We start from the raw sequence: 26,902 nt of genomic DNA, 5'->3' as shown, positions 1-26,902 counted from the left end.
GGCGGTCAGGAATCCCCCTCCTTCGGGTCGATGGTCTCCGCCCGTCGGCTGATCAGCTGGTAGAGCCCAAGCCCGAGCACCATGAAGACGATGACCATCAGGAGGATGGCCGGATACACCATGTCGCTCATGTCCGAGGTCCGCGCCTCGAACACCAGCACCAGCCCTTCCAGGCTGGCGGCGATGATGATGGTGGTCAGGAACTTGGTCAGAGTGCGGCGGGCCTCGTCGGCGTGCCGCAACTCACGGTCGTGCTCCAACTCCTCTTCATAGAGATACTTGGCGATCTCGAAGACGGCGATGGCCAGCACGATCATGCCCACGCCGTCCAGCAGCCCGTGAGTCGTCGCCTCGATGTCGAGCAGCAGAAGGCTGTGAAACACCGCATAGGCGGCCACGCCGATGAACACCATGGCGAACAGCATCAACACGCCGGTCGCCAGGAAATAAATGACCTGCGACGCCTTCCGGAATCCGTTCCCCACGATGCGTTTCCCTTTCCGACGCGAGAGCCCGTCCTGCGGCTGTCAACGCATCGTCCCGGCTTTCGGACCGCTTCCTTGCGGGTCACCCCGGAAGGGAAGATGGAACCGGTGGCCCGGCGAGCGTGTTTGAAGTCAGGCAGCACAGGGGATTGTGCCTCCTCGACAGGCTCCGCCGCGCTCCCTGAAGCGGCGGAGCCTTTCTTTTCCAGCCCCTTGCGTTTATGGCTGCGGTGCCGGACCACGCCGATCACGGAACCGCCCCATGCCCGCAACCCTGCTCCCTTCCGCCGAAGCCCTGCACGCCCTGCTGGACCGCTACCTGCGCTGCCCGTCCGAGCCGCTGCGCGGCGAACTGAACGAGGCTTTGACCGCCTTCCAGACGGCCTGGATACCCGCCCGCGCCGGGCAGGACGCCCCGGCGGCGCCCCAGCCCGCCCCTGCCGCGCCCAACCGTGCCCCGGCGAAGCCGAAATTCCCGATCGCCGCCGCCGATCTGGCGGTGCTGGAGCGGATGGCCGAAGGCTGGGTCCCCACCGCGGCGGAGGTTCCCCGCTGGGTCTGGTTCGAGAACCGGGAGCTGGTGACGATGGAGCCCAACCCCGCCGGCAGTGGACCGGAGGTGATGCGCCTCGCCCCCGCCGGTTGGGCGGCGCTGGGCCGCCAGCCGGGCTGAGCGGCGGCCCATAAAAGCGGGCAACAAAAAAGGGAGGCCGAAGCCTCCCCTTTTCTTTCTTGGCGACCGGTTCCGCTTACTTCGGAACCTTGCCCTGCACACCCTCGACGTACCAGTCCATCTTCAGGATCTGCTCGTCGGTGGCCTGCTTGCCCTCGGCGATCACGACCTTGCCGGACTGGTCCTTCACCGGGCCTTGGAAGGAGTGGCGCTTGCCTTCCATGATGTCGGTGCGGGTCTTCTCGGCCGCCGCGACGACATCCGCCGGGAGCGCCGGGTTGTAGGGGGCCAGGAACAGCATGTGGTCCTTGAAGCCGCCCCAGGTGTCCTGCGACTTCCAGGAACCGTCCAGAGCCGCCTTGACGCGGTTCACATAATACTCGCGCCAGTCGTCGACGATGGCGGTCAGGTGCGCCTTCGGGCCGAAGCGGGTCATGTCCGACGACTGGCCGAACACCCACAGGCCACGCTCCTGCGCGACCTGAATGGCCGCCGGGCTGTCAGTATGCAGCGAGATCACGTCGGCGCCCTGGTCGATCAGGGCCTTGGCGGCCTCGGCTTCCTTGCCGGGGTCGTACCAGCTGTTCACCCAGACGACGCGGACCTCGGCCTTCGGGTTCACCTCGCGCATGGCGATGGTGAAGGCGTTGATGCCGCTGACCACCTCGGGGATCGGGAAGGAGCCGATGTAGCCGATGATGTTCGACTTGGTCATCTTGCCGGCGATCTGGCCGATGACCGTGCGGGCCTCGTAGAAGCGCGCGGAATAGGTGGCGACGTTGGCCGAGCGCTTGTAGCCGGTGGCGTGCTCAAACTTCACGTCGGGATGGCGCTGCGCGACCTTCAGCGTCGGGTTCATGAAGCCGAAGGAGGTCGTGAAGATCAGCTTGTGGCCGGAGGAGGCGAGTTGCTCGATCACGCGCTCGGCGTCGGCGCCCTCGGGCACATTCTCGACGAAGGTGGTGGTGACCTTGTCGCCCAGTTCCTTCTCCACGGCCAGACGGCCCTGGTCGTGCTGGTAGCTGTAGCCGTGGTCGCTGATCGGACCTACATAGACGAAGCCGACCTTCATCTTCTCCTGCGCGTCGGCCGCGCCGACGCCCAGCGCCAGCATGGCGGCGCCGGTGGCCAGACCCATAAGGGCCTTGCCCATGGTCCTTCTGTTCACGTGTTTGCTCCCTGATCCAATTGATTGAGCACGAACGTAAGACTTGCAAACATCCCGGAGCCCGTCAGGCGTCGGCCCATCAGGCATCGGGATGGAAAACCTTCCCGAGGCTGGCCGGCGCGTTCAGCCGGATTCGGGCGACATCGCGTGAAATCACCACCAGGACGATGACGGTAGCCAGATAAGGCAGCATCGACAAGAGTTGTGACGGAATGTCAATTCCCAGCCCCTGGACGTGGAGCTGCGCAATGGTCACCCCGCCGAACAGCCAGGCGCCAAGCAGCACACGGCCCGGCTTCCAGGTGGCGAAGACCACCAGCGCCAGCGCGATCCAGCCGCGCCCGGAGGAGATTCCCTCCGCCCACATCGGCGTGTAGTCGAGCGACAGAAAGGCCCCGGCCATGCCGCTCATCGCACCGCCGAACAGCACGGCGAGGAAGCGGATGCGGATGACCTTGTAGCCGAGCGCGTGGGCCGCCGCGTGGTTCTCGCCGACCGCGCGCAGGATCAGCCCCTTGCGCGTCGCGTAGAGGAACCAGTGCACCGCCGGTACCGCCGCCAGCGCCAGATAGACCAGCGCGTCCTGCCCGAACAGCGCCTTGCCGATCACCGGCAGGTCGGTCAGGCCGGGGATGTAGAGTTCCGGCACGTCGGCAATGGGGATGCCGACGAAGCCCTGCCCGATCAGCGCCGACAGGCCGACGCCGAACAGCGTCAGCGCGAGGCCGGTCGCCACCTGGTTGGCGAGCAGGAGCAGGGTCAGCACGCCGAACAGCGCCGCCATGCCCGCCCCCGCCGCCGCCCCGGCGACGAAGCCCAGCGTGGAGCTGCCGGTCTGGACCGCCACGGCGAAGCCGCAGACGGCACCAACCAGCATCATGCCTTCCACACCCAGATTCAGGACGCCGGACTTCTCCACCACCAGCTCGCCCAGCGCGGCGAACAGCAGCGGCGTGGCGGCGGCCAGCATGGCCGCGAGGATCGGGCCGAGAAGAGCCAGTTCGGCGCTCATGCCGCGGCCCTCCCCACCACAGTCCCTGCGGCCCGTTTCGCGCCGAAGCGCACGCGGTAGCGGATCAGCACGTCGGTCGCCAGCAGGAAGAACAGCAGCATGCCCTGGAACACGCCGGTGATGGCCTTGGGCAGTCCGAGCGCGATCTGCGCCGCCTCACCGCCGATGAAGGATAGCGCCATCAGGAAGCCGGCCAGCAGGATGCCCACCGGGTGCAGCCGCCCCAGGAAGGCGACGATGATGGCGGTGTAGCCGTAGCCGGGGGAGATGGTCGGATTCATCTGGCCGATCGGCCCGGCGACCTCGCCCAGACCGGCCAGACCGGCCAGCGCGCCGGACAGCAGCAGCGTCAGCCAGATGATCTTCTTCTGGTTGAAGCCGGCGTAGCCCGCGGCCGTCGGGGTCAGGCCGATGACCTTGATCTGGAAGCCGATGAAGGTGCGCGCCATCAGGAACCAGCCTGCCGCCACCGCCAGCAGGGCGAACAGCGACCCCAGATGCACGCGCGTCCCGGCGACCAGCAGCGGCAGCACCGCGTCGGCCTCGAACAGGCGGGATTCCGGAAAGGCGAAGCCGTCCGGGTCGCGGTAGGGGCCGTGCATCAGGTAGTTCAGCAGATGCAGCGCCACATAGTTCAACATCAGGCTGGTCAGGATCTCGCTGGCGTTGAAGCGCACCCGCAGGAAGGCGGGGATCGCCGCCCACAAGGCGCCGCCGGCCATGCCCGCGACGATCATCAGCGGCAGCAGCCACCAGCCGCCCTCGCCGTAGAAGGCCAGCGCCAGACCGCCCCCAGTGATGGCGCCGAGCGTGAGCTGCCCTTCGGCCCCGATGTTCCAGACGTTGGCGCGGAAGCCGATGGCGAGGCCGATGGCGCAGAGCACCAAGGGGGTCGCCTTCACCGCCAGTTCGCCCAGGCCGCGCAGCGACATCAGCGGCGCGATGAAGAAGGCGTGCAGCGCCTTCACCGGGTCGAAGCCCATCGCCCAGAACAGCAGGAAGCCGCTGACGAGCGTGAGCGCGACCGCCAGCAGCGGCGTGGCGTAGACCATCGCGCGCGACGCCTCGCCGCGGGGTTCGAGACGGAGGAGGGTCATGCCCGCACCTTGCCGAGGATTGCCCCTTCTCCCCTCCGCTCACGCGCAAACAGAGTTTGCGCTGGCGCGGCAGGCGGACCAAAGGTCCGCCGGGAGCGGGGAGAGGGTTGGGGTGAGGGGGTTGCGCAGGGCGCGGCGTTCGGCAAAAGGGCATCCCCCTCACCCTTCCCTCTCCCCAGAGGGGAGAGGGGATAAAGCGTCGGTCCCATCACTCCTCATCCTCGTCGGGCGGGTGGTTGAAGAGGCCGCCCATCAGCAGGCCGATCTCCTCCACACTGGTGTGGTGGGTGGGGCGACTTTCGGACAAATGGCCGTGGAACAGCACGGCGATGCGGTCGCTCAGCACGAACAGCTCGTCCAGGTCCTGGCTGATCACCAGGACGGCCGCACCCGCCCGCGCGAGGTCGATCAGCGCCCGGTGGATCGCCGCCGCAGCACCCGCGTCCACGCCCCAGGTCGGCTGGCCGACCACCAGCAAGCGCGGCTTCTGCAGGATCTCGCGGCCGATGATGAATTTCTGGAGATTGCCGCCCGACAGCGACCGCGCTTCCGCCCGGTGGCCGTGGGTGACCACGTTGAAGGCGCCGATGATCCGCTCGGCGTAGGAGCGGGCGCGCCCGAAATGCACCAGCCCGCTGCGCACCAGCGGCTCGCGGGCGTAGCCGGAGAGCAGCGCGTTCTCCGACAGGCTCAGCTCCGGCACGGCGCCGCGGCCCAGCCGTTCCTCCGGCACGAAGGCAAGGCCGAGCAGGCGCCGCTCGCGCGGGCCGAGATGCCCGGCGGGCCGCCCCTCGATGGCGACCGATGCCGGGTCGGGCACCAGCGCCTCGCCGCTCAGCGCGGCCATCAGCTCCGCCTGCCCGTTGCCGGCGACACCGGCGATGCCCAGGATCTCGCCGGCCCGCACCTCGAACGACACGTCCTTCAGGTTGGTGGCGAAGGGGTTGTCGGAGGTGGTGGAAAGATGCCGCACCTGGAGCTTCGGTGCCCCGGCCTCCCCCTGCGGCAACCGCTCCGGAGTCGACAGCTCGGTGCCGATCATCATCTCGGCGAGGCTGCGCGCCGTCTCCCGGCGTGGGTCGCAGCTTCCGACCACGCGCCCGCCGCGCAGCACCGTGGCGGTGTCGCAGAGCGCGCGGATCTCCTCCAGCTTGTGGCTGATGTAGAGGATCGTGCAGCCCTCCGCCGCCAAACGGCGCAAAGTCTCGAACAGGCGGGTCGCCTCCTGCGGCGTCAGGACCGAGGTCGGCTCGTCCATGATCAGCAGCTTGGGGTCCTGGAGCAGGCAGCGCACGATCTCCACCCGCTGCCGCTCGCCGACCGACAGGTTGTGGACGTGGCGGCGCGGGTCCAGCGACAGGCCGTAACGCTCCGATACCTCGGCGATGCGCGCCGACAGCGCGTCCATCGGACCGGGCTGGTCGAGGCCGAGCGAGATGTTTTCGGCGACCGTCAGCGTGTCGAACAGGGAGAAATGCTGGAACACCATCCCGATGCCCAGCCGGCGCGCGCCCGCCGGATCGGGGATGTGGGTGTCATGCCCGTTCCACAGGATCTGGCCGGCGTCGGCGTGGAGCACGCCGTAGATGATTTTCACCAGCGTCGACTTGCCGGCGCCGTTCTCGCCCAGCAGCGCGTGGATCTCCCCCGGCCGGAGGACGAGATCGACCTGATCGTTTGCCAGACATCCCGGAAAGCGCTTGGTGATGCCGCGCAGTTCGAGCCGGTGCGGAGGGGATGACACGGATGGGGAATCCAAGGAGGCGGACCGGGTAGGAGTGAAGTCGGCAGGGCATTGCCAAAGCCATGCCACTTTCGGAGAGTCTTGCCCGTCAAGGCTGTTCGCCGTCAACAGGGGAAGCGATTGCCCAGCCTGCGGTCATTCGCCCCGTTTCGGGCGCCTGTCGCAGCCCAACAAAGCGGCAGATGACCCAACAATTCAGCAGTTGCTTCGCACACGGACAGATGCCACGCCGCCGCACGGTTGACAAGAGGCCGCCGTCGTCATCAGCTATGGAAAGGGCCGCCACTTCCGGCGGCCTTTGCTTATGGAGCTTTTGGAATGAACCGCAAGTCGATGCTCGGCGATCCGCCACCGATCCGAATCACCCCTCAGGATCTCGGGCGCCTCGACGTCCTTCTCGCCCATCTCAGCCGACCCGCCGGCGTCATCGACTTCCTCCAGCGCGAGGTCGACCGCGCCAATGTCGCGGATTCCCCCGATAGCGGCGGCACGCCCTTCGTCCGGCTCGGCAGCCGGGTCACATTCGCGGACGACCGGGGCACGCGGCACACCGCCACACTCATCACACCGGACGAAGCGACCCGGCGCCAGGACGGCATCTCGATCCTGACCCCGGTGGGCGCCGCCCTGCTCGGCCTGTCCGAGGGGCAATCCATCGCCTACGGCACGCTCGACGGCCGCACCAAGTCGGTGCAGGTCCTGCGGATCGATCCTCCGGCGGCCTGACAGCCCGCCTGACGGTCCATCGACCACGGCTTGCACCGTGGCGCGTCCGCGGAAAAGGCGGACGCGCCATGCAAGGGCATACCTCTCGCCACCCTTGCCTCCCCTGCCCCCTTCGCCCAACTATCGGGGACTTGAACGGGACAATCGGAGCAAGGGCATGACGGCGGAACAGGCGGGCTACGCGATCCTGGAGGACCGGGGCGTCATCGCGGTCGCGGGCGAGGACCGGGCGGCCTTTCTGCAAGGGCTGGTGTCCAACGACGTGCGCCGCGTCGCAGCGGACCGCGCCGTCTACGCCCTGTTCCTGACCCCGCAGGGCAAGTTCCTGCACGACTTCCGCATCGCCGAATCGGACGGCGCCCTTCTGCTCGACCCCGAGACGGAGCGGCGCGAGGAATTCCTGCGCCGCCTGAAGATGTACAAGCTGCGCTCCAAGATCACCCTGGAGGACCGCGCCGGCGCCATGCTGGCCGTCGTCCTGTTCGGCGGCGACGCGCTTGCGCGGCTGGGTTTGCCGGAGGAGGTCGGGGCCGCGATCCCCTTCGCGGGCGGCGTCGCCTTCACCGACCCGCGCCTGCCGGCGCTGGGCGCCCGCGCCTTCCTGCCGCGCGAGGGCGCCGCGGCGGCGCTGGAGGCGGCGGGCTTCGTTCCGCGCAGCGCGGAGGACTACGACCGGCTGCGCCTGTCGCTCGGCGTTCCGGAGGGCAGCCGCGACCTCACTCCGGACAAGGCGCTGCCGCTGGAGAACGATCTGGACGACCTCAACGCCATCTCCTGGGACAAGGGCTGCTACATGGGGCAGGAATTGACCGCCCGCACCAAGTACCGCGCCCTGATCAAGAAGAAGCTGTTCCCGGTGACGCTGGAGGGCCCCCTGCCCGCCCCCGGCACGCCGGTGACGCTGGAGGGCAAGGAGGTCGGCGAGATCCGCAGCGGCCATGGCTCCACGGCGCTTGCCTTGTTGCGACTGGAAGACATCACCCGTGCGGGGCAAGACGGATTGATCTTGACAGCCGGAGAGGCCACAGTCACTCCGGCAAAGCCAGTCTGGGCAAGCTTTTGAGTTCTTCGCGACTTTTATTCCCGAAACTTGCACGGACTAGCCGAAAGATTTTTTCGATTTTCCGCGTGACCATTCCCGCCGAGGCCCTGTTGTCGAACTGCCTTACCGAGACAAACCAAGGCACTCGACAGAAACGCCGAAACACGGAGAGGAGTGAGTTATGCGTAGGGAAATCATCGCGGCTGCGTCCGTCCTGGCGCTGATGACCGGCACGGCGATGGCGCAGACCACGTCACCGACCACCGGCAGCCCCACCACCGGCGCCCCGACCGCGACCGAGATGAACAAGAGCGGCAGCGCCACCACCGGCAGCGCTTCCGGCCTGACCGGCGGCACGCTTGCCAGCGCCGAGAACATGATGGGCAAGAACGTCTACGGCACCGACAACGAGAAGGTCGGCGAGGTCGAGGACATCATCCTCGACAGCAACGGCCAAGCCCGTCAGCTCGTGATCTCCTCGGGCGGCTTCCTCGGCATCGGCGAAAAGCAGATCGCCGTGGACATCGGCAACGCCAACTGGGATGCCCAGCAGGAGCGCGTCCAGCTCTCGGGCATGACCCGCGACCAGGTAAAGGAGATGCCGGAGTTCGAGTACTCCGACACCACCACCTCGCTGAACCGCAACAAGGACAAGGCCGGCGACACGGTGAACGGCGCGGCGAGCCGCTCCTCCACCGGCACCTCCGGCACCATGACCGCCCCGGGCGGAGCCACCGGCACGCCGCCGGCCGCCCCGTCGGGCACCGGCCAATAACTGCCGGTTCGGTCATGAAAAGCCCCCGCGGCCAAGCGTCGCGGGGGCTTTTCCCTGTTTAGGGCCGCATTTACGGGCGCGCGACGTGCCAGACGTTGTTCACGCCGTCACCGGTGGTGTCGCCCGGCTTGCCGTCCTTCGCCCAGCCATAGAGCGGCTTGCCCTTGTAGGCCCACTGCATGGAGCCATCGTCGCGGGTGACGACGGAATAGTCGCCCATCGGCTTGGCACCCGCCGGGGCCATCAGCGGCGGCCAGTTGGTGGCGCACTGACCGTTGCAGGCGGACTTACCCCCTGAATCGCGGTCGAAGACGTACAGCGTCATGCCCTTGCTGTCGGTCAGCACGGGGCCGCCGGACGACTGGCCGGTCTTGGCAGGCATGGCGCCCTGCGCGAAGGCGGACGGTGCCGCGAGGCCGAGCGCCAGCGTGATCGCCGCGGCAGCGGTGAAACGGGTGAAGCGGTGCATGGACGGAACCTCCCTGTCGTATGGGGCGGGCAATCGGACCCGGCCCTCACTGACAGGACGCCCGTCGCGGCGCTTTATTCCGTCCCCACCCGAAGGATGATCAGGCCCGCAGCAGATCGACGAAACGGCGGCAGGCGGCGATGTCAACGCGCAGGGCGGCGCGGCGTTTGGTCGCCTCCGGATCCTCGCCCCAGGCTTCGATCTGGAAGGTCTCGTCGAGCTGCGATACCTCGAACGCCTCCTCGGCGTCGATGCGCCCCTCGACCAGCGCCAAGGCGACGATCAAAGAGCCGCAGGAGCCGGTCGCGGTCTGGAGCGCCGACAGCGTCCAGTCGTCGTAGGCCTCCACCGCGTTGCGCAGGGCGCGCAGCGCCTCGGGCGGCTGCGGCTTGGGCATCAGCCCGGCGTTGACGTGCAGCGGCGCGTCGTAGCGCAGCGTCGCCCAGTCGAGCAGCGGCTGCCAGCGCTGCGCCTGCCGCTCCACCAGGTTCCGGGGATGCTCCGCGCGGTAGCAGAGGAGGTCCGTCTCCGCATAGGCGGCCACGCCGTCGACGATGGCGGCGCGCCCCTTGCCGATCAGGTCCACCGCCGTGCTGGCGAGTTGCATCAGCGGCATGCTGTCCGGGGCAATGTCCTCGGGCTGCGCGTCCCATTCGGCGGCGACGGCCTGGGCCAGCGGCCAGCTCGCGAAGACCAGCGGCGCCTTGGCCGGGCTGCGGATCGGGCGGTTGTCCAGGCGCACCTCGAAGCCGCCGCCGGCGGCCTCGTCGACGGAGGCGGTCTTGTAGAAGCGCTTCATCAGGGTCCTTCGAATGCTCTCTTAACGGTGCAACAGGTCCAGCACGGCGCCGGCCACCTCGCGCCCGCGGTGAACGATGCGGTCGGCCCCGGCGCCCTCCAGCTCGGCCACCGCGTGATAGCCCCAGGAGACGCCGACCGACGCGACCCGCGCGTTGCGGGCCATCTGAATGTCGTAGGTGGTGTCGCCGATCACAACCGTCCGCGCTGCCTCCACCCCGGTTTCGGCCAGGGCGCGGTAGACCATGTCGGGGTGCGGCTTGCCGGGACCGATGTCGCTGGTCTGAAGCGTGACGAAACGGTGCGCCAGCCCGTGGTGGGCCAGCACGGCGTCCAGTCCACGGCGCGACTTGCCGGTCGCCACGCCGAGCAGCACGCCCTCAGCCTCCAGCGCGTCCAGCGTGTCGCGCAGGCCGGGGAACAGCGGCTCTTGCAGGTCGCCGCGGTGGCGCAGCGCCGCGAAGGCGTCCTTGTAGCTTTCCGCGACGGCCACATGGCGCTCGGTATCGAGGTTCGGCAGCAGTTGCGACACCGCCTGCACCAGCGGCAGCCCGACCATGCGGCGCACCTCCAGCGGGTCCGGCTCGCCCAGCCCGTGGGCGGCCCAAGCGGTGGTCATGGCGTCGATGATGGCGAACTGGCTGTCCACCAGCGTGCCGTCGCAATCGAACAGGGCCAGCCGCAGGGGACGGGCATTCTCTGAGCTGCTCACGGGCATCGCCTCCGGGACGCGGGTCGTACCGGACTTATGCGGCTCGCATTGGGAAAGCGCAACTCACTTTGCCGGCTGCGACACCGGGGAGCGCCAATGGAGCAGGTGGACCGCCCCGCCCAGCAGCAGGCCCCAGAAGGCCGAGCCCACCCCGGCGAAGGACAGGCCGGAGGCGGTGACCAGCATGGTGACCAGCGCGGCGGTGCGGTTCGCCTCCACCTGCACGGCGCCCATCAGGGCGGAGCCGAAGGCGCCGACCAGTGCCAGCCCGGCCACCGCCTCGATCAGGATCGGCGGGGAGCGGGTGACCATCACCGCCGTGACCCCGGCCAGCCCTGCGAACAGGATGTAGCCGATGCCGCCGACGAAGGCGGCCTGCCAGCGCCGCGCCGGATTGGGGTCGGCGTCCGGGCTGGCGCAGAGCGCCGCGGTGATCGCCGCGAGGTTGACGGTCGGAGCACCGCCCAGCGCCGTCAGGGCGGAAGCCGCCCCCGTCGCCAGGAAGATCGGACGGGTCGGCGGCGCGTAGTTGTAGGTCGCCAGAACGGCAAGGCCGGGGATGTTCTGCGACGCCATGGTGACGACGAACAGCGGCAGGGCAATGCCGACCATTGCCTCCCAGGTGAACACCGGCTGGACGAAGGTCACGCTCGGCCACAGCGCGCCGAACAGCGCCGCCCCGCCGGCCAAACTGCCGGAGGAGTCCAGCGCCATCGCCCCCAGCGCCACCGCCACCGCGGCGGGCACGGCGTAGAGACGCGCCACCCGCCCCACCACCGCCCAGGTCGCCAGTACCAGCAGCGCCATCCCCGGCGCCTGCGACACCGCCAGGAAGGGGGCCAAGCACAGCTTCAGCAGGATGCCCGCCAGCATGCCGTTGGCCAGTGGCTTCGGAATCGCCGCGATCCAGCGGCCGAGCGGCGACCACAGCCCGGCCAGGACGATCAGCACGCCGGTCACCACGAAAGCCCCCACCGCGGCGGGGAACCCACCCTCCACCGCGCCGGTGGCGGCCAGCAGCGCCATGCCCGGCGTCGTCCAGGCGATGCTGATCGGCTTGCGCCGGTGCAGGCTGAGACCCATCGCCGTCAGCCCCATGGCGAATCCGACCAGGACGAGGCCTGACACCACCTGCTCCGTGCCGGCACCCACCGCGGTCAGGCCATGGATGACCACCGCCACCGAACTGGCGTAGCCGACCAGGGCTGCCAGCAGGCCGGCGCCGAGAGCGCGCAGGGAAAGCCCCGTCGAAAGGCCCGTCGCCGGGACGGTGTCGGAAGAGGACATGGCGCGAAACTCTCCATCGGGGATGCAGAACGATGGGAACGGTGATAGATTGGATCCAATATCCTGGCAAGGGGAGATCACGCATGGCGGTCAACGACGGGCTGTCGCGCCTCGTGGCGCGCGCGCAGCCGCGCCACCGCACCACCACGGAGTTTGTGGAGGCGACGCTGCGCGAGGCGATCCTGACCGGGGTCATCGCGCCGGGCACGCCACTGCGACAGGAGGAGCTGGCGGAAACCTTCGGGGTCAGCCGCATGCCGGTGCGCGAGGCGCTGCGTCAACTGGAGGCGCGGGCGCTGGCCGAGTTCCACCCGCACCGCGGGGCGGTCGTCGCGGAAATCTCGGCGGCGGACGGCGCCGACATCGGGGCGATCCGCATGGCTCTGGAGCCGATGGCGCTGCGCCTGTCGCTGCCCGGCCTGACGGCGGCGGACCTCGATCAGGCGGAAGAGTTGATCGCGGAGATGGACGGGGAGGCCGATCCCGGCCGCATGGGCGAGCTGAACCGGCGCTTCCACATGACGCTTTACGCGCGGGCCGGACGCCCCCGGCTGCTGGCGCTGACGGAGCAGCATCTGCTGGCCGCCGACCGCTACCTGCGCTTCCAGTTCGCGGCGCTGGGCTATCGGCCGCGGTCGCAGGATGAGCACCGAGTGCTCCTGGCGGCGTGCCGGGCGGGGGACGCGGATGCGGCCTGCCGGCTGGTCACCGAGCATGTCGGGCAGGCGGCGGAGCAGCTTACGGCGTTTCTGGAGGGGCGCGAAGCGGGGTAAACCCCCGCCCCTACTCGACCCCCTCGAACGGATCGCCCTTCAGGCTGGCGCTGAAGCCCAGATACTTCCAGGTCGTCAGCATGTGGTCGGGCAGCGGCGCCGTCACGTCGATCATCCGGTTGCCGCCGCGCGGGTGCGGCAGGATCAGGCGGCGGGCGTGCAGGTGCAGCTTCTTCTGGACCTCGGCGCCCGGCAGATAGGCCCCCTGCCCGGCATACTTGCCGTCGCCCAGGATCGGCGTGCCGATGGCGTTCATGTGGACGCGGAGCTGGTGGGTGCGGCCGGTGCGCGGCCACATGGCGACGAAGGCCGCCTGCTTGCCCAGATTCTCCAGCACCGAGTAGTAAGTGACGGCGCGCTTGCCGTCGTCCTCGTCGCCGGCCACCCGCTCGCCCTGCGGCCCGCCTTCCTTGGCCAGCGCGAGGTCGATCTTGCCCTGGTAGGGCTTCGGCACGCCGACCGTGGCGGCCCAGTAGATCTTGCGCACGTCGCGGCCGCGGAACTGCTCCGTCAGCTTGGACGCCGCGAAGGTGTTGCGCGCCAGCAGCAGGACGCCCGAGGTGTCCTTGTCCAGCCGGTGCACCAGCTTCGGCCGCTCCTTCGCGTCGAAGCGCAGGGCGTCCAGCATGGCGTCGAGATGCTTGGTGGTGTTGGTGCCGCCCTGAACGGCCAGCCCGGCCGGCTTGTTCAGCGCGATGACATCGCCGTCCTTGAAGAGAACCAGCGTCTGGAGCGCCGCGATGTCCTTGTCCGACATGGCCGGCTTCTTCGGCGCGGGGGCCGCGGCGGCGCCCTCCGGCTTGGCCCAGTCGGCCAGCGGCGGGATGCGGATGGACTGGCCGGCGGCGAGCCGGGTCGAGGTCTCCGCCCGCTTGCCGTCCACGCGGATCTGGCCGGTGCGCAGCAGCTTCTGCAGATAGCCGTGCCCCACGTCGGGGAAATGGCGCTTGAACCAGCGGTCGAGGCGAACGTCGGCCTCGTCGGACGTCACGGTCCGGGTTTCCACGCTGGGGGTTTTGTTCTCACTCATCAAACGGGCACCGAAACAAGAGAACGCACGACCGCGAGGCCGGCAAAGAAACCCGCGATGGTCAGCACCATCGAGGCCAGGATGTAACCCGCCGCCGCCGGCAGGGCGTTCCGCTCCACCAGCAGCCCGACGTCGAGCGTGAAGGAGGAGAAGGTCGTGAATCCCCCCAGCACCCCGACCATCAGCAGCGCCCGCAGCTCCGGCGACGGCGACCACACCAGCGCGGCCAGCTCCGCCAGCGCGCCCATGGTGAAGCAGCCCACGGCGTTCACGATCAGCGTCCCGTAGGGAAACTGCGTGCCCAGCCAATGGCCGACCGCCGTCATCAGCAGATAGCGCGCCATGGAACCGACGGCACCACCGACGGCGACCGCGGCGAGCGTGGACGGTGATGCGATCACGAAACCTCCGGAACGGACGGGACGACGGGCATCCCGCGCGGATTAGAGCCAGAATTGCGGCGGCTTGTCACGCGCCGGGCGCAGGAACTCCCGCATTCCGGTCGCCCACGCCGAAGATCCAGCCCTCCTGCCGCCGCGCCCGCGCGTCCATGGCCGGTGGACTCCACACCTCCTCCCGCCCTGCCAGCCAGCGCAGCCCCGCCGCGGAGACAAGCGCGTCCGCGTCATGGTCGGTCACCGCTCCGGACAGGCCGGCGGGCGGCGCACCGAGGACGGCGAGCGCGGCGTCGACCGCCGCCCCGTCGCGGATCTTGCGCAGCCCGAAGCCGGCGCGGATGAGGAACAGGCGCGGGTAGATCTCGCAGAAGACGGTGCGCCCCGGCAACGGCGGGTCGAAGGGCCAGACGGCCACCCGGTCCGGCGCCGCCCGCTTCAGGGCGCGCAGCATCCGCATCCCGGCCAGACCGCCCTTCCCCACCTGTTTGGCGCCGATCAGCTTGTAGGGGCTCTGCGGGCTGCCGTAGCCATCGGCGCGGCACACCCGCTCGGTCAGGCGGTGCGGGTCGCGGTACCAGTCCGGCTGCGTCCCGGCGCGCCAGAAATCGGTGCCATAGTCCGGGTGCGCCGCGAAGCTGCCCCCGGCGAAGTCCGGTTCCGCCCCGGCCACCGCCTCCACCCGGTCCCACAGGTCGAAGGCCGTCGCCGCCTCGGGGTTGGGGAAATAGCGCCGGGCCACGTCGAAGGGCAGTGAGAAGGCGCAGTCGATGCCGACCAACGCCGGCCCGCGCTCCAGCCCGTCGAGCAGCCAGTCGAACACGGCGGAGCGCGACCACAGCCGGTCGGCGGGCGCGACGATCCGGGGCGGCCCTTCGGCGCGGCATTCGGCGACGGCGACGCCGGCGTAGCGCTTACCCGCGGCGCCCGACCAGTCGATGGCGATGAAGCGCCCCAAGTCCGGCACCGCGGCGTCCGTCGTCATTCCTGATCGCCCCAATCCAATTTCACGATGCTGAAAACGGAACGTCCGACTGTCAGCGCAGGACCATTGCACTGGAGTATCCCCATGCCCACCCTCAAGATCGCCGGACTGCTCATCGCCGGTTTGCTCTTGTTCGCCGCACCGGCACGGAGCGCTCCCTGCCTGGAAATCCCAAGCGTCCGGCTTTCGGCCGATCCCGACCGCAACATGGCGGAGGGCGGCCGTCTCGCGCGACACATTCTGGGCGCGGTGCCACCGCCCAAGGCCGGGCAGAGCATCGGCACGCCGATGTTTGCCGACCGCCGGGCCTGGGACGCAGCGTGGCAGGCCTTGACCGGCCATCCGGGACAACTGCTGTGCGGCGACGAGATCGGCAGCACCCAATACGGCAAGACGCTGAGCGTTCAGGTCCCCTCGATGCGGTGCGAAGAAACCGACGGCGCCGGGCGCTGCGTTCGCGCGCGGCCCTTCACCAGTGAAACCGTGACCTATGTGTTCGAGGTTTCCGGTCCGCCGGAGGCGCCGGCCTGGATTCTTGGGGTCGCCTATCCGAAGCCGTGAAACGCGGCTACTCGTCCCCTCCCAAGGCCCCGTCTGCGGCCTTGCGCTCACGCAGGCGCGCCCAGTAGTCCTGGCGCTTCTTGATCTCGCGCTCGAAACCTCTTTCGACCGGCTGGTAGAAGGCGCGCCGCGCCATGCCGTCCGGAAAGTAGTTCTGGCCGGAAAAGCCGTCCGCCGTGTCGTGGTCGTACTCGTAACCCTTGCCGTAGCCGATCTGCTTCATCAGCTTGGTCGGGGCGTTCAGGATGTGCTTGGGCGGCATCAGGCTGCCGGTTTCCTTGGCGGCGCGCACCGCGCTCTTGTAGGCGGTGTAGCCGGCGTTCGACTTGGGCGCCGTCCCCAGATAGATGACCAGTTGGGCAATGGCCAGTTCGCCCTCCGGGCTGCCCAGCCGCTCGTAGGCCTCCCAGGCGGCGGTGGCCTGGGCGAGCGCGTTGGGATCGGCCATGCCGATGTCCTCCACCGCGAAACGGGTCAGCCGGCGGGCGATGTAGCGCGGGTCCTCCCCACCCTCCAGCATGCGGGCGTACCAGTAGAGCGCCGCGTCGGTGTCCGAACCGCGCAGCGACTTGTGCAGCGCGCTGATGAGGTTGTAATGCCCCTCCTGCGCCTTGTCGTAGAGCGGGGCGCGGCGCTGGATGGCGGTGGCGAGCGCGTTGTTGTCGAGAAGCGCCCCGTCCTCCGGCACCGGCAGGGCGAACAGCTCCTCGCAGAGGTTCAGGCAGAAGCGCCCGTCGCCGTCGGCCATCGCCTTCAGCGCGGACCGCGCGTCCGGCGTCAGAGGCAGCGGACGGCCCATCTCCGCCTCGGCCCGCGACAGCAGCTTTTCCAGCGCCGCGTCGTCCAGCCGGTTCAGCACGAAGACCTGGGCACGCGACAGCAGCGCCGCGTTCAGCTCGAAGGACGGATTCTCGGTGGTGGCGAAGATTTTTCTACCCCGGAAAAATCGAGTGTGTGATTGATGACCCTAGATTCAGCCTCATGTCATAGTCATCGCATGCTCACTCCCATCTCTTAAAGAGAGGGCCAAGTGACACACCGCCGCGCATCCTCACACAACGCCTCCTGCCCGAGTAGGCTGTGGCTGATCAAAGCCGCCGCTCGGAGCCTGCCCGGCGTGAATCGCGCCCTCGCGGGACTCAGCGGACCGGGGGTGAACGAGCGCCGACGCAGTGTACGCCTCTTCATCGTACGCCTGATACCGACGGCGTGTGAAGGCTTCCTTTGAGGCGAGCCCGATCCACCTGATTTGGCATGGGCAGCAAGGTTCACCTGGTTCATCACCTTGACGCCGATGAGTTGCATCGGCTGTACAAGGCCGCGACGGATGCGACGGAGCGGACGCATCTGCAAATCATCTGGCTGCTGACCAGTGGGCGCTCGGCCCAGTTCGTGGCCGAGGTGACGGGGTACACGCCGCGCTGGGTCAGCGTCATCGTGGGACGCTATAACGAGGCCGGGGTTGCGGGGCTGGGTGACCAGCGCCAGTTCAACCCCGGCGCCAGACCGCTGCTCGACGAAAACCAGCGACAAAGCCTGAGGACTAGCCTGGCCGATCCGCCGCCCGGCCGCGGTTTGTGGACGGGCCACTCGGTCGCCCAGTGGATCGCCGGCATGCTTGGCCGGCTCGTCTCACCCCGGCGCGGCACCGATTATCTGGGCCGGCTCGGCTTCACCCGCCAAATACCGCGCCCCCGCCATGCCGAAGCCGATCCCTTGGCCCAGGAGGTCTTCAAGGCCCGGTTCCGCCGCCGTGTGCAGGCCCTCCAGCAGGAAGACCCGGACACACCCTTGGAGGTGTGGGCGATGGATGAGCATCGCGTCGGGCTGAAGCCGGTGCTCCGCCGAGTGTGGGCGCCGCGCGGCCGCCGGCCGGTGGCGCGCGGCCACCAGCGCTTCGAGTGGATGTATCTCGCGGGCTTCGTACGGCCGAGCACCGGACAGGTGATCTGGTTTCTCGTCGATGGCCTCGATGCGCCCATGTTCGGTGCTATCCTGGACGCCTTTGCCCGCGAGGTCGGGGCCGGGCCCACCAAGCAGGTGCTCATCGTCCTCGATGGCGCGGGCTGGCATGTCGCCGGCTCGCTGGACATCCCGGAGGGCATCACGCTGGAGTTCTTACCCCCGTATTCCCCCGAATTGCAGCCCGCCGAGCATCTCTGGCCACTGACCAACGAGACGATCGCCAACACCTACTTCGAGGATCTCGATGCCCTCGATCAAGCACTCGCCGATCGCTGCTGCGGTCTCGCCGATGATCCCGACCGTATCCGCGCCGCCACATGGTTCCACTGGTGGCCGCAATTCGCATGAATTCCAAGCAATGGAAGCCTTCATGCGCCATCGGTATGACTTCCGCAGCGGAGAGAGCCGATCCGAGCGCGTCGGCTGTCCTCACTGCCATACGCACGGGCCAAGCAGATAACCCGGAGGCTCTTTCCCGAATGTGCGAGGATCTGCTCTGGGGCTTTGACGGCTCAGTCTGCACAGAGAATTATCTCAAAGAAGAAAAACTTACATACCTAGCATTAGAAGCAATTTGAGAAAGGTGCAATATACCATTTGAGAAGCCTCTTTACCTTGCTTTCACTGGGCAGAAAGGTGGGTCGCTCTACATACAAATAGCAGAATTAATTCTTTATCTGCGTGACTACTATCCTCGAGCATTGTTACGAGTGATATCTATTTGGGATGGAGCGCACGCAAAAATAGGAATATTGCTCTTCCTGCGTTCGCTTTGTTCTCCGATCGGATTGGATGCCCAAGCCGTCCATTCTGCATTGGCTGGGCACGGGACGGTTACCGGAAGCCAGCTTCGTCGCGTGTTCTTGGATTGGCGGATTGAGGTTCCGGAGCATCTGGGCTGGCAAGCCGGACTCTTGCTGGAGGCGATGGCCGGAACGCACGGCATTCCCATGGACCTGCCCACATTGGTGTTGAAGAAAAAGAGGAGACCTCTCTCAACCAGGGCCCCCTTCGTATCGCCAACCGGAAACATGAGAGAGCATGTCGAAAAAGTGTTTGGTCGCGGCCTGATGCAACGATTGGAGGCTAACGCGTCCTACTCACAATATGGTCCTCTAAGATTTTTCTATTATCTAGCATCATGCCCCGAGAACTCCGACGCCTACAAAATCCGCCGAGCATTTACGGCAAACCCCGACAATAACGCCTCCGCGCCGGAAGATCGATTTCAATATGGACAGCAGCAATATCTGAATCGCTTCCGGTCGGTGTTTTTTCAGTGGACGAATGACATCGCGGTGGGGAACGCATCTCAGAGGTCCATCGATGGTTGGATCCGTGGTGCCCTTACCTTTTTCCAACAGAACCCGACCTTGGGCGGTGTGCCGGAGGGCTTCTCGTGGCGACAACGGCGTAACACACGCATCGCTCGGCCAGAACTCAGTCTGGGGGAAAGCGAATGGCCCGAACTGGCCGGTTTGAGCGCTCCAGATCGCGAGCGCCGGGCCATCGCTCTGGCCCGCGAAGACTTCCGAAGAGTGTTCGCCGAAGAGGAGCGACGTTACTGGGTGACACGCCGAATCCTGGCGGGCGCGTCGATACCCGGGTGTGAAGAGGCCGAATTTGCTGCGGCGCGGAAACTTCTGCAAAAGCTGGAAGCGGTTGTCCTGGGTCCGGATTGGGCTCACGGGTACAACAATGAGGGACATCGATCGAGGCTTATCGCTTCCTTTCGCGACGATCCAGCCTGGGACATCCGCCTGTGGCGGAAAATTGGACTGTCCATCTCGACAAAAACGAACCGAATCCCTCCAGTCACACTGACAGGGTTGTTTCTGCCCTCGTACAAACTTACCGGATCGGCCATCGGACTTTATGTTTGTGATACCGGATGGAATTTGCAACCGACGCAAGAACTGGCGAGAAACCCGGTTATCTTCAGGACCAAGAGTCACTCGTACTTCGGTGCTGGCAGCTTTGTCACGGCCTATAAGACGCGAGCCGGTCACGAGGTGATCGCCGCCATCGGTGAGGGCGCCGACGCGATCCTTGACGGTTGGCAGGCGTCGTGTGCCATCGAGGCGTTCGCGAGCGTGGCTGCGGCCGACGATCCAAAGCGGACGTTGAGCGGCGTCCTGTGTATGGACGGCGCGGACAGCACAGGGAGACTTCTCGATCGCTATGCCCGAATTAGGGAATCGGCACTGGCCGATTTAGCGCGCCACGGAGTGCCATCCGAGGCGGCGGTGGCGTCATTCTGGTTGATACCATGCACCACAGGGCGCGGCCTGGCAAAGCCGGAAACAATTCACGTCGACACTGAGCACCTGGGCATTCGCAAGGGAATCACCTTACGAAAGATTCGCAAAAGCTACATTCGCATAGCGAACAGCGAACATGGGAAATTGGCGGCCCGTTCTGTGGCGAATCATCATTCGGATGGCACCAACGTCTTGCGCGCGAGCTATTTGAATTCGACGTGGGTCCAGCGCGAACTGGATGCAAGCATCCGACAGTACCAAAATGCGCTGCAATCACTCGGTCTTCGGCTGTTGGACCAACGCGCCGCCGCCGAGGCCCTGGGCCTAACGGAGGCTATGCTCGCAGAGGCGCGTCAACACGCCGAGCGTGCGGGCATCGCCGGAGCCCTAGGCTTGGCGCCGGTCGATCCCGAGGCGGACGCCAGGGGCATGAGGGCGCCATACAGGCGCCTCGCCCTGACCACAGACACCATGCGCGAGATTGCCCTGGCCTATCGCGGGCTGATTCGCGCCCGCGCGACCACGCGGAACATTGCGCACTTCAACCGGGCGCTTCTTCCCCTGCTCGTCGCGGTGCGGGCCATGGGGCGCGTCCTGCAACAGCAGGGAATGATGCGCACCTATCGCGGAGTCGCGCGCGCCGCCGCGCGCGATGTCCGCGACGGCCGCCTCTCCCTGCCTTACTTTGGACCCGGGCAATGACCACACCCGCCCCATCCGTGGCCCCGTCGACTGTCCTCCGGGCACACGCCATTCCGGATGCGCTCGTGGCCACACGCCACGATTCCAGCGACGGCTGGCATCAGGGTTCCGACCGTGATCTGGCTCACAACGTCTGGCGCCTGTGCACCGAGAACCGGGCATTGGTGAGAAACGCTGACGTGGATATCAACTTCGACACGGTGGTCGGCGCGGGAGGCGTCCGTTCGACCGACGCCAGCCATTCCCATGATCTGGTCACCGCCAAAGTGTTGGCTTTGGAGTTGTTAGCCGGCGAGCTTGGAAACCCAAAATCAGCCGGTAATGTGGTGGCGGAGGTGCATACATTCTGGTGGATTGTGCGGTGGCGAAGCAGTTTGGGAATCACATCCCTAAACGCCCTGGGGCGCAAGGACGCCCATGGCGCGTCCACCGGCGATGTTTTATTTCAACAGTATTGCCGCCGGTTTGCCGCCGGCGGCGCGCTCAACCTGATCCCCTTAGCGGATCGTTTCAATCGACTCTCCCGGCAATCCGCCTTGGCCCCCGCCCCGGTTTCCATAGCAGACTATGCGCGTCGCACCGGCGTCGAGGTCGAGTCGGTCGTCGAGCAGTTGGGCATCACCACCGTCATTGCAAAGCGCGTGTCATTCCTGAACGCGTCGGGTTTGCAGGTTCCCGACTCGACCGCCACCGTAACATTGGCGCTCAGGCGGATAGCGTCGGCGGCCAGCATGAAGCTCTTTCTGAGAAGTTGGGACCATCTGGCGCGCTTGTCCCACTCCGGTGCCTTGCCACACGACCCTCTCGGGTTCGAACCATTCGCCCGTGCGTCGGTGGACGACATCGTCGCTGGTCTTGGGGTGCCGCAAGGGGGGCGTACGGGTACGATCGCACCGGAGTTGTGGCTGCGCCTCATCGAAGCGGCGTCCGTGTGGGTGCTGGATTATGCGCCGCCCGTTATGAATGTGGTGCAGGAGATACCCGCGCTCCTTCGAGCGGTCTCCCCCCCACGACATCTGGACGACATCTACAAGCGGGCGCGGCCGGCCATTCAAGCGTTGATTGACCAGCACCCGCTTGGTCCGAGAGCGCCGCGACTCGCTCCGACGTGGAAAACCTCCCCCGGTTCCGCGGAAATGGGCATTTTTCAAGCGCTGCGCTTGGTGGTCGCCGGCTGCATTATCATTATCGGTGCCTTCAGCGCTCGCCGGAAAATCGAGTTGGTGAGCCTTCGGGCCGATTGCGCGCACCAGGACCAAGACGGGCAATGGTGGATCACCTCCTACATCGCCAAGACACTGCGTGACCTTGACGACATTCCGGTTCCGGCCATTGTCGCAAGAGCCATTGATATCTTAACACGCTTGTCGCAATCCACGCGCCGCACATCCGGCGAACAATGGCTCCTGGCGATTGAAGTCAATACGCACGATGGGCGCAGCTTGCCCGTCGGGATGTATCTGGGACGACTGCTAGGCGATTTTGCCGAAGCGCTCGGGATCACAGACGCACCCGGCTCGGGCAGCGGCGCCTGGGCTCCACAGCCACATCAACTGCGCCGCAGCTTCGCAATGTACTATTATTGGGGAAACTATTATGGAAATTTCGACGCCATCAGTCGACATTTGCGTCATTACAACCCGGAGATGACACGCCACTACCTGACCGAGCTGGCCAGGGGACATCTCGTTCGCCTGGCGGACATCCAGCGGGCGGCGACGAAGGCGTACAAAGTGGCCATCGCCCGGGCCGCCGCCCAATCCGCGGCGGAGCGCGTGGATGCCACGACCGATGCGCAGCGCCACCAAGCGGTGGCGACCGAAGCTCGTCTGCTGAAGGGTGCTCTTAAAGAGCGCTACGACAGCTGGGAGGAGGTGCGGCAGGATTTCCTGGTCCAACGCCACCTTCAAGTGTTTGACGGGGACGAGGACCCGATCGGCGGTGGCGCCACCGTCATGCGGCAGGACATCGAGCGCCTCGTTCAGGAAGCGGCGAAGAAAATCCGGTTGGACAAGCCCGACAGCAACCTCAACCCATCTGAGGTCCGGGCGGGGTTCCGTGGCCAGATCCTCAAGGTCGCCGCTTCATTCTACCTTGAGCCGGTGCCTGGAGGGTATGCCCTGTGCCGGTTCCGTCACGGACATACCGGCGACGCCCCGCGGGCGGCGTGCCTGATCAAGAAGCGCGCTCTCGTGGGAATGGCCTCCGACCTGCGCCCCGACTACGCCTACGCGTCCATCCCGACCTGCATGGGGTGCCCGTTGGGCGTTGCCCTGAGTGAGAACAAACGGGAAATCCTGGTCGAGGCCACGGCGGCCGAGAAGGCCAATCAGTTGTTGGGCGAGTTTCTGGACATTGCCCGGACCGTGCGGGCGAGCCGGGCGACACGATGACCGCAAAACGCGCAACCGGTCCACGAACGGCGGAAGCTAAGGCCCGCCTATACTCCGTCCAGCGGTCCGCCGCACTCCGGGACCAGATGGAGCGCAAGGTCACCCTCGTCGAAACGTGGGCGGTCCACGGGGTTCCCGACGACATCCTCCGGGCCGCCTGGGTGCCCGCAAGCGAGGAGGAAATCGCGCGCGCCAAGCTTTCCAAGCGCAAGCCGCAAGGCCAATGGGATGACGTGATCGTTCCTCTTAACGCCCGCGCGTTCAGGGCGTGGAGGGGCCCCAGTGGCGACCTCGGAACGTGGAGCGCCGCACCTGAACGTCGACATCCCGACCTCACCCGGCGCCGGGACGAGGCCCTTGCACGGATCAAACGCCTGCTACGCCCGCCTGGCACAGCCGACCGGCTCGCCGAATTGGAGGCGCTGAACCGCACGCTCAACGACGCGAACGCCGCCCTATCATTGCAGAACGCCCAGCTGCTCTCCGAACTCGACCGGCTTATGGACGATCTGCGGCAGGCACAACAGGCGAAGCCCCAATGATCCGGTTCTGTGGAGCACTCGGGGATGCCGCCGGCGACCAGACCTCCGTGCAAATGCTCCCGGCATTGCGAGGAAACGGCTACGGCACGCCGTTGGCCGTTGCCGACATCAACATGGTCCGGTGCCGGCGCGACGCTGGCGACCGTCCCTGCGCCCTTCTGTCGTCGGGGCTCTACACGTCCGTCATGAAATGCTCGATCATCTGCACGGAAAACCAGTGGTCGCGCGGTTTGGTCAACCGGGCCATCGATCTGATCACCGCGGCCTATCGCTTTTCCGGCCGTGCCGGCGACGCGGCGCACAACGTGTTCGCCCGGATACACGGGCTGGCCACAGCCATGGAGAAGGTCATTGGCGGACTGTGATGCGGCCTTCCCCGAGCGATCGCCTTATCCCACCCGCCTGTATCGTTTGCGGCTGGCTCCAAACGACTTCAAACTGCGGGGGCAAGCGGCGCCGGGGTTTGCCATCCTCCACGAACGGACCGGGGAGGTGTGCATTCCGGTGCATTACCATCTCGCACGAATGTGCCGCACCGGATTCGCCCGGGGATCGATCGTCGAGGAAGCCAAGATCCTCCGCGAATGGTGGGCGGCCCTCGACGTCTTCGGCATAGCTTGGTGGCAGGCCAACGACGACTCTCTGATCCGCTTCTATTCGGATTTGCAGGAGCTCGCGCAGAGCGGCAGGGGCGAACGGCGCGGCGGTTCCGCGACGCGCATCGCGCACAAATGCCAAGTGATTTTCGGGTTTTACAACCTGGTGCCAACCTCGGTTCCTCTCATCCTCCTGCCTTCGGACATTCGGGACAGAATCGCGCGAGGCTGGACGTTCGTCGGGCCGGATCCGGGGCTTAACGGGCGTAGTGGACCGAAATGTCCGTTCACCGAGCGCGGGGGGCAGCCGGCGCCCTCCGATCCCTTCGGCAGGGCCAGAGCACGCAAGCGAAGACTGAAGACATGGGAGTTCGCCCCACCGTCTGGTCGCTCGGTGCGGCGGCCGCGCGGTCATGTCGACGACGATCTGGAGCGAGACATCCTTATGCACCTTCGCAACCGCCCCCCGGACAAAAAGCAGGCTTGGCGGTCGGATGTGCTGGGCGAACGCGACTGGCTGATCGGCCGGGTCATGGCGGAAGCCGGTCTGCGCCGCGCGGAGGTGGCTGGCCTGTCAATAAGCCAAATCCAGGATGCCTTGACGGTCGAAGGTGCTCCTCTCCCGAGAGGACGGTCTTTGCAGAATTGCTCCAAGGCGGAGCGAGACCAGCTGAGACGATGGATCGATGAGGACTTTGCTGGGCGCAAGCAGCGCGAAACCTTTTCCGTCATCGTCACCGGGAAGGGCGCCAAGACCCGGAATGTCCCGTTCCCGCATGACCTGCTTTACGATCTACTGACCTGGTGCATCTGGGGCCATCGGCAAACGATCGTGAACACGTGTCACGGCCGTGATGTGGCCTACTGCGAGCCTGACACCCTGTTTTTGACCCACGACGGACAAGGGCTGATGCCGGAAACGGTTGGAAAATACGTGAAGGCGGCGTTCTCGGCGGCGGGAAGCCCGCTGTCCGGGCACAGGCTGCGAGCCCTGTTCCTGACCCGGCTCGCCCTTCGCCTGTGGACCGAGCATTTCGAAGCGTCCAATTTCCGATGGACGCAGGATGTGGAACAAACGGTTCTCGTTAGGGTGGCTGAGGCGGCGGGCCACACGCTCATTACGACCACAATTGAGCATTACCTCCAACTTGCGCAGCTGGTGTATTGGAGCGCCAACAAGGAATCATTGCGGCTGATCCGGGAACACACGTTGGTGCTCCGAGGCCTGCCGTCCCAGCGAGCCGCTCTGATCATCCAACTGGCCCAGCGGTTTGCTGACCTCGGGGCACTGCACGATCAAGCCTCTTTGCTCGAGGAGGTGGTCAAGGCGATCCTCCAGGATTCGCGCCTCCAGCCACCGGCAACGGTGCGTCCGACGGCCGCACCTCCGCATTTGAGGGCTCTACCGGCACCTGTAAGCCGGGGCAACGGGACGGACAATGTGGTCGCCGCGGTTTCTCGTTCGACGTCGAACGGGCGGCGGGATCCGTGGAACGCCGACGATTGAGAAAGGCCGGCGCCCCGGTCGCGACTGGGTCTATTTGGGTCAAAGACGGACGGTTTCACCGTCCGGGCCGGGGTGGCAGGTGGCGTTCGGGTCCTCACGCCACCGCCCGCTCAACGTACGCCTTGCATCCGGCAAGGTCGTTCCCCGGAAAAAGCCCTTACACCGACAAAGTAGATCGCCAGATCGTCAGGACGCAACCGCGCTTGCCCGCCGCTTGCCCTCCGGCGGCTGGTCGGTTGCTAATGGGCCATGAACACGGGAACGTGGGCCATCTCCAAAATCACGCGGGTAGCGCCGCCGAAGATCATCTGGCGCAACCGGCTCTGCGTGTAAGCGCCCTTGATGATAAGGTCCCCACCCAGCGCGCGGGTTTCCTCCAGAATGGTCTCCCCGGTTCCATGGTGCTGCGGCACGTGACGCGCCTGCGCGACGATCCCCGTCCGGTCCAAGGAACGGACCACGTCGTCGCCGTCCGGGCCATCGACCATGCCGCCCTCCACCGACAGCACGACGACCCGCCGGGCACGCTCCAGAATGGGCCGGGCGAAGGCCAGCGTGCGTGCCGTCTCGGTGCTGCCGTTCCAGGCAATCACAACGGTCTCACCCAACCGCTCCGGCGGCAGCGGCGGCGCCAGCAGCAACGGCCGACCACTCTCGAAAAGCACGGCCTCGATGGTCGTTATGCGGGGTGCCGCCATGCCGCGTGCGGGCTGCCCCAGGACGGTGAGGTCGAACAGGCGGGCGTGGCGGGCCACGAAGGCCTCACCGGGCGGCGTCTCGGCGCGGAAGTGAGCCATCGGCCCTGGGGCACCGGCGCGGCCGTCAACGGGAATGTTCCGCTCGCCCATGACCGTGTTGAACAGCGCGTGGGCTCTTTGCGCCCGGTCCCACTCATCGCGGCGCAGGTCCTCGATGAGCACCGGAACGCCGCTGTCCAGCGGTATGGTTCCCGCAAACTCGCGTCGGACATACAACCCTTCCAGGTAGCTGCTCCATTCCTGGGCCGCCACCGCCGCCATCTGCAGCACCGAGGCCAGCACGTCGCTTTCCTCAAGTGGCACGAGGATGCTTCGCATGGCACCGCCCTCCCGCGCTGCACCGGATGGAAATGACATGGTCCGCCGCACGTTCGCTGGCAACGAGCCGGCGGCTTGGTCGCGATGGAAAATCGTCCATCGGCACCGCTTGTGCGTCCCGCTCCGGA

General features: G+C 66.8%; 25 protein-coding genes and 1 pseudogene. 12 read left to right on the top strand and 14 right to left on the bottom strand.

Annotated features, from left to right (window positions below):
* Positions 1-5: 5 nt before the first annotated feature.
* Positions 6-485, bottom strand: coding sequence for a hypothetical protein (locus ACWPXE_RS12575; protein WP_237903830.1), 480 nt, complete (start codon positions 483-485; stop codon positions 6-8).
* 262 nt (positions 486-747) lie between these two features.
* Here ACWPXE_RS12575 and ACWPXE_RS12570 point away from each other — a divergent pair, with 262 nt between their 5' ends.
* On the top strand, positions 748-1,158 hold the full coding sequence (locus ACWPXE_RS12570; protein WP_454018141.1) for a hypothetical protein: 411 nt from the start codon (positions 748-750) through the stop codon (positions 1,156-1,158).
* 76 nt (positions 1,159-1,234) lie between these two features.
* On the opposite strand, the gene ACWPXE_RS12565 is transcribed toward ACWPXE_RS12570, so the two are convergent.
* The 4 genes from ACWPXE_RS12565 to ACWPXE_RS12550 all read right to left on the bottom strand — a co-directional run bounded on the left by ACWPXE_RS12565 (position 1,235) and on the right by ACWPXE_RS12550 (position 6,179).
* Positions 1,235-2,311, bottom strand: coding sequence for a BMP family ABC transporter substrate-binding protein (locus tag ACWPXE_RS12565; protein WP_014240078.1), 1,077 nt, complete (start codon positions 2,309-2,311; stop codon positions 1,235-1,237).
* A 94-nt stretch (positions 2,312-2,405) separates the two neighbouring features.
* Complete coding sequence (locus ACWPXE_RS12560) at positions 2,406-3,338, bottom strand: ABC transporter permease (RefSeq protein WP_174438170.1); 933 nt, start codon at positions 3,336-3,338, stop codon at positions 2,406-2,408.
* Entirely contained in the window at positions 3,335-4,435 is a 1,101-nt protein-coding gene (locus ACWPXE_RS12555; protein WP_454018140.1) for an ABC transporter permease, read from the bottom strand. Before ACWPXE_RS12555 ends, ACWPXE_RS12560 begins: the two co-directional genes overlap by 4 nt.
* A 208-nt stretch (positions 4,436-4,643) precedes the next feature.
* The gene (locus tag ACWPXE_RS12550; protein ID WP_454018139.1) at positions 4,644-6,179 is read right to left on the bottom strand and encodes an ABC transporter ATP-binding protein; all 1,536 of its coding nucleotides are present in this window, start codon (positions 6,177-6,179) and stop codon (positions 4,644-4,646) included.
* Positions 6,180-6,497: 318 nt separating this feature from the next.
* On the opposite strand from ACWPXE_RS12550, the gene ACWPXE_RS12545 reads away from it, so the two are divergent.
* The 3 genes from ACWPXE_RS12545 to ACWPXE_RS12535 all read left to right on the top strand — a co-directional run bounded on the left by ACWPXE_RS12545 (position 6,498) and on the right by ACWPXE_RS12535 (position 8,722).
* Positions 6,498-6,905: a GreA/GreB family elongation factor gene (locus ACWPXE_RS12545; RefSeq protein WP_454018138.1), complete on the top strand. Its 408-nt coding sequence runs from the start codon at positions 6,498-6,500 to the stop codon at positions 6,903-6,905.
* A gap of 157 nt (positions 6,906-7,062) precedes the next feature.
* Positions 7,063-7,968, top strand: a complete 906-nt coding sequence (gene ygfZ / locus ACWPXE_RS12540; protein ID WP_454018137.1) for a CAF17-like 4Fe-4S cluster assembly/insertion protein YgfZ — start codon at positions 7,063-7,065, stop codon at positions 7,966-7,968.
* A 160-nt stretch (positions 7,969-8,128) separates the two neighbouring features.
* Positions 8,129-8,722 (top strand): PRC-barrel domain-containing protein, encoded by a 594-nt coding sequence (locus tag ACWPXE_RS12535; RefSeq protein WP_454018136.1) that lies wholly within the window; start codon positions 8,129-8,131, stop codon positions 8,720-8,722.
* Positions 8,723-8,792: 70 nt separating this feature from the next.
* Here the strand turns inward: ACWPXE_RS12535 and ACWPXE_RS12530 are convergent, their stop codons facing one another.
* The 4 genes from ACWPXE_RS12530 to ACWPXE_RS12515 form a co-directional block, all read right to left on the bottom strand.
* Positions 8,793-9,191, bottom strand: a complete 399-nt coding sequence (locus tag ACWPXE_RS12530; protein ID WP_454018135.1) for a COG4315 family predicted lipoprotein — start codon at positions 9,189-9,191, stop codon at positions 8,793-8,795.
* A 100-nt stretch (positions 9,192-9,291) separates the two neighbouring features.
* Positions 9,292-9,990: an ATP12 family chaperone protein gene (locus ACWPXE_RS12525; RefSeq protein WP_014240068.1), complete on the bottom strand. Its 699-nt coding sequence runs from the start codon at positions 9,988-9,990 to the stop codon at positions 9,292-9,294.
* A 21-nt stretch (positions 9,991-10,011) separates the two neighbouring features.
* On the bottom strand, positions 10,012-10,707 hold the full coding sequence (locus ACWPXE_RS12520) for an HAD-IA family hydrolase (RefSeq protein WP_454018134.1): 696 nt from the start codon (positions 10,705-10,707) through the stop codon (positions 10,012-10,014).
* A 57-nt stretch (positions 10,708-10,764) separates the two neighbouring features.
* Positions 10,765-11,988 (bottom strand): benzoate/H(+) symporter BenE family transporter, encoded by a 1,224-nt coding sequence (locus ACWPXE_RS12515; RefSeq protein ID WP_454018133.1) that lies wholly within the window; start codon positions 11,986-11,988, stop codon positions 10,765-10,767.
* A gap of 83 nt (positions 11,989-12,071) precedes the next feature.
* Here ACWPXE_RS12515 and ACWPXE_RS12510 point away from each other — a divergent pair, with 83 nt between their 5' ends.
* Positions 12,072-12,761: a GntR family transcriptional regulator gene (locus ACWPXE_RS12510; protein ID WP_454018132.1), complete on the top strand. Its 690-nt coding sequence runs from the start codon at positions 12,072-12,074 to the stop codon at positions 12,759-12,761.
* 10 nt (positions 12,762-12,771) lie between these two features.
* Here the strand turns inward: ACWPXE_RS12510 and ACWPXE_RS12505 are convergent, their stop codons facing one another.
* The 3 genes from ACWPXE_RS12505 to ACWPXE_RS12495 all read right to left on the bottom strand — a co-directional run bounded on the left by ACWPXE_RS12505 (position 12,772) and on the right by ACWPXE_RS12495 (position 15,171).
* Positions 12,772-13,791, bottom strand: a complete 1,020-nt coding sequence (locus tag ACWPXE_RS12505; protein WP_454018131.1) for an RluA family pseudouridine synthase — start codon at positions 13,789-13,791, stop codon at positions 12,772-12,774.
* Entirely contained in the window at positions 13,791-14,192 is a 402-nt protein-coding gene (crcB, locus tag ACWPXE_RS12500; protein WP_014240063.1) for a fluoride efflux transporter CrcB, read from the bottom strand. The genes ACWPXE_RS12505 and crcB overlap by 1 nt, the downstream gene beginning before the upstream one ends.
* 67 nt (positions 14,193-14,259) lie before the next feature.
* Entirely contained in the window at positions 14,260-15,171 is a 912-nt protein-coding gene (locus ACWPXE_RS12495) for a hypothetical protein (RefSeq protein WP_454018130.1), read from the bottom strand.
* Positions 15,172-15,255: 84 nt separating this feature from the next.
* On the opposite strand from ACWPXE_RS12495, the gene ACWPXE_RS12490 reads away from it, so the two are divergent.
* Entirely contained in the window at positions 15,256-15,732 is a 477-nt protein-coding gene (locus tag ACWPXE_RS12490) for a hypothetical protein (RefSeq protein WP_454018129.1), read from the top strand.
* Between the two features lie 7 nt (positions 15,733-15,739).
* Here ACWPXE_RS12490 and ACWPXE_RS12485 read toward each other — a convergent pair.
* Positions 15,740-16,654 (bottom strand): annotated as a pseudogene (locus tag ACWPXE_RS12485) (replication-associated recombination protein A); the annotation flags it as partial.
* Positions 16,655-16,986: 332 nt separating this feature from the next.
* On the opposite strand from ACWPXE_RS12485, the gene ACWPXE_RS12480 reads away from it, so the two are divergent.
* From ACWPXE_RS12480 to ACWPXE_RS12455, 6 genes are all read left to right on the top strand, one after another.
* Positions 16,987-18,045, top strand: a complete 1,059-nt coding sequence (locus ACWPXE_RS12480) for an IS630 family transposase (protein ID WP_454018128.1) — start codon at positions 16,987-16,989, stop codon at positions 18,043-18,045.
* Between the two features lie 404 nt (positions 18,046-18,449).
* Positions 18,450-20,660, top strand: a complete 2,211-nt coding sequence (locus tag ACWPXE_RS12475) for a hypothetical protein (RefSeq protein WP_454018127.1) — start codon at positions 18,450-18,452, stop codon at positions 20,658-20,660.
* Between the two features lie 65 nt (positions 20,661-20,725).
* Positions 20,726-23,053, top strand: a complete 2,328-nt coding sequence (locus ACWPXE_RS12470; RefSeq protein ID WP_454018126.1) for a hypothetical protein — start codon at positions 20,726-20,728, stop codon at positions 23,051-23,053.
* An 86-nt stretch (positions 23,054-23,139) separates the two neighbouring features.
* Positions 23,140-23,595, top strand: coding sequence for a hypothetical protein (locus ACWPXE_RS12465; RefSeq protein ID WP_454018125.1), 456 nt, complete (start codon positions 23,140-23,142; stop codon positions 23,593-23,595).
* A complete protein-coding gene (locus tag ACWPXE_RS12460) occupies positions 23,592-23,960 on the top strand; it encodes a hypothetical protein (RefSeq protein WP_454018124.1) in 369 nt (122 codons plus the stop codon). Before ACWPXE_RS12465 ends, ACWPXE_RS12460 begins: the two co-directional genes overlap by 4 nt.
* Positions 23,947-25,698, top strand: coding sequence for a hypothetical protein (locus ACWPXE_RS12455; RefSeq protein ID WP_454018123.1), 1,752 nt, complete (start codon positions 23,947-23,949; stop codon positions 25,696-25,698). The genes ACWPXE_RS12460 and ACWPXE_RS12455 overlap by 14 nt, the downstream gene beginning before the upstream one ends.
* A gap of 239 nt (positions 25,699-25,937) precedes the next feature.
* Here ACWPXE_RS12455 and ACWPXE_RS12450 read toward each other — a convergent pair whose 3' ends face one another.
* On the bottom strand, positions 25,938-26,774 hold the full coding sequence (locus tag ACWPXE_RS12450) for a universal stress protein (RefSeq protein ID WP_454018122.1): 837 nt from the start codon (positions 26,772-26,774) through the stop codon (positions 25,938-25,940).
* Between the last annotated feature and the right edge of the window lie 128 nt (positions 26,775-26,902).

This window comes from Azospirillum sp. Marseille-Q6669 (assembly GCF_965111635.1).
This window is presented reverse-complemented; position numbering and strand designations above follow the sequence as displayed.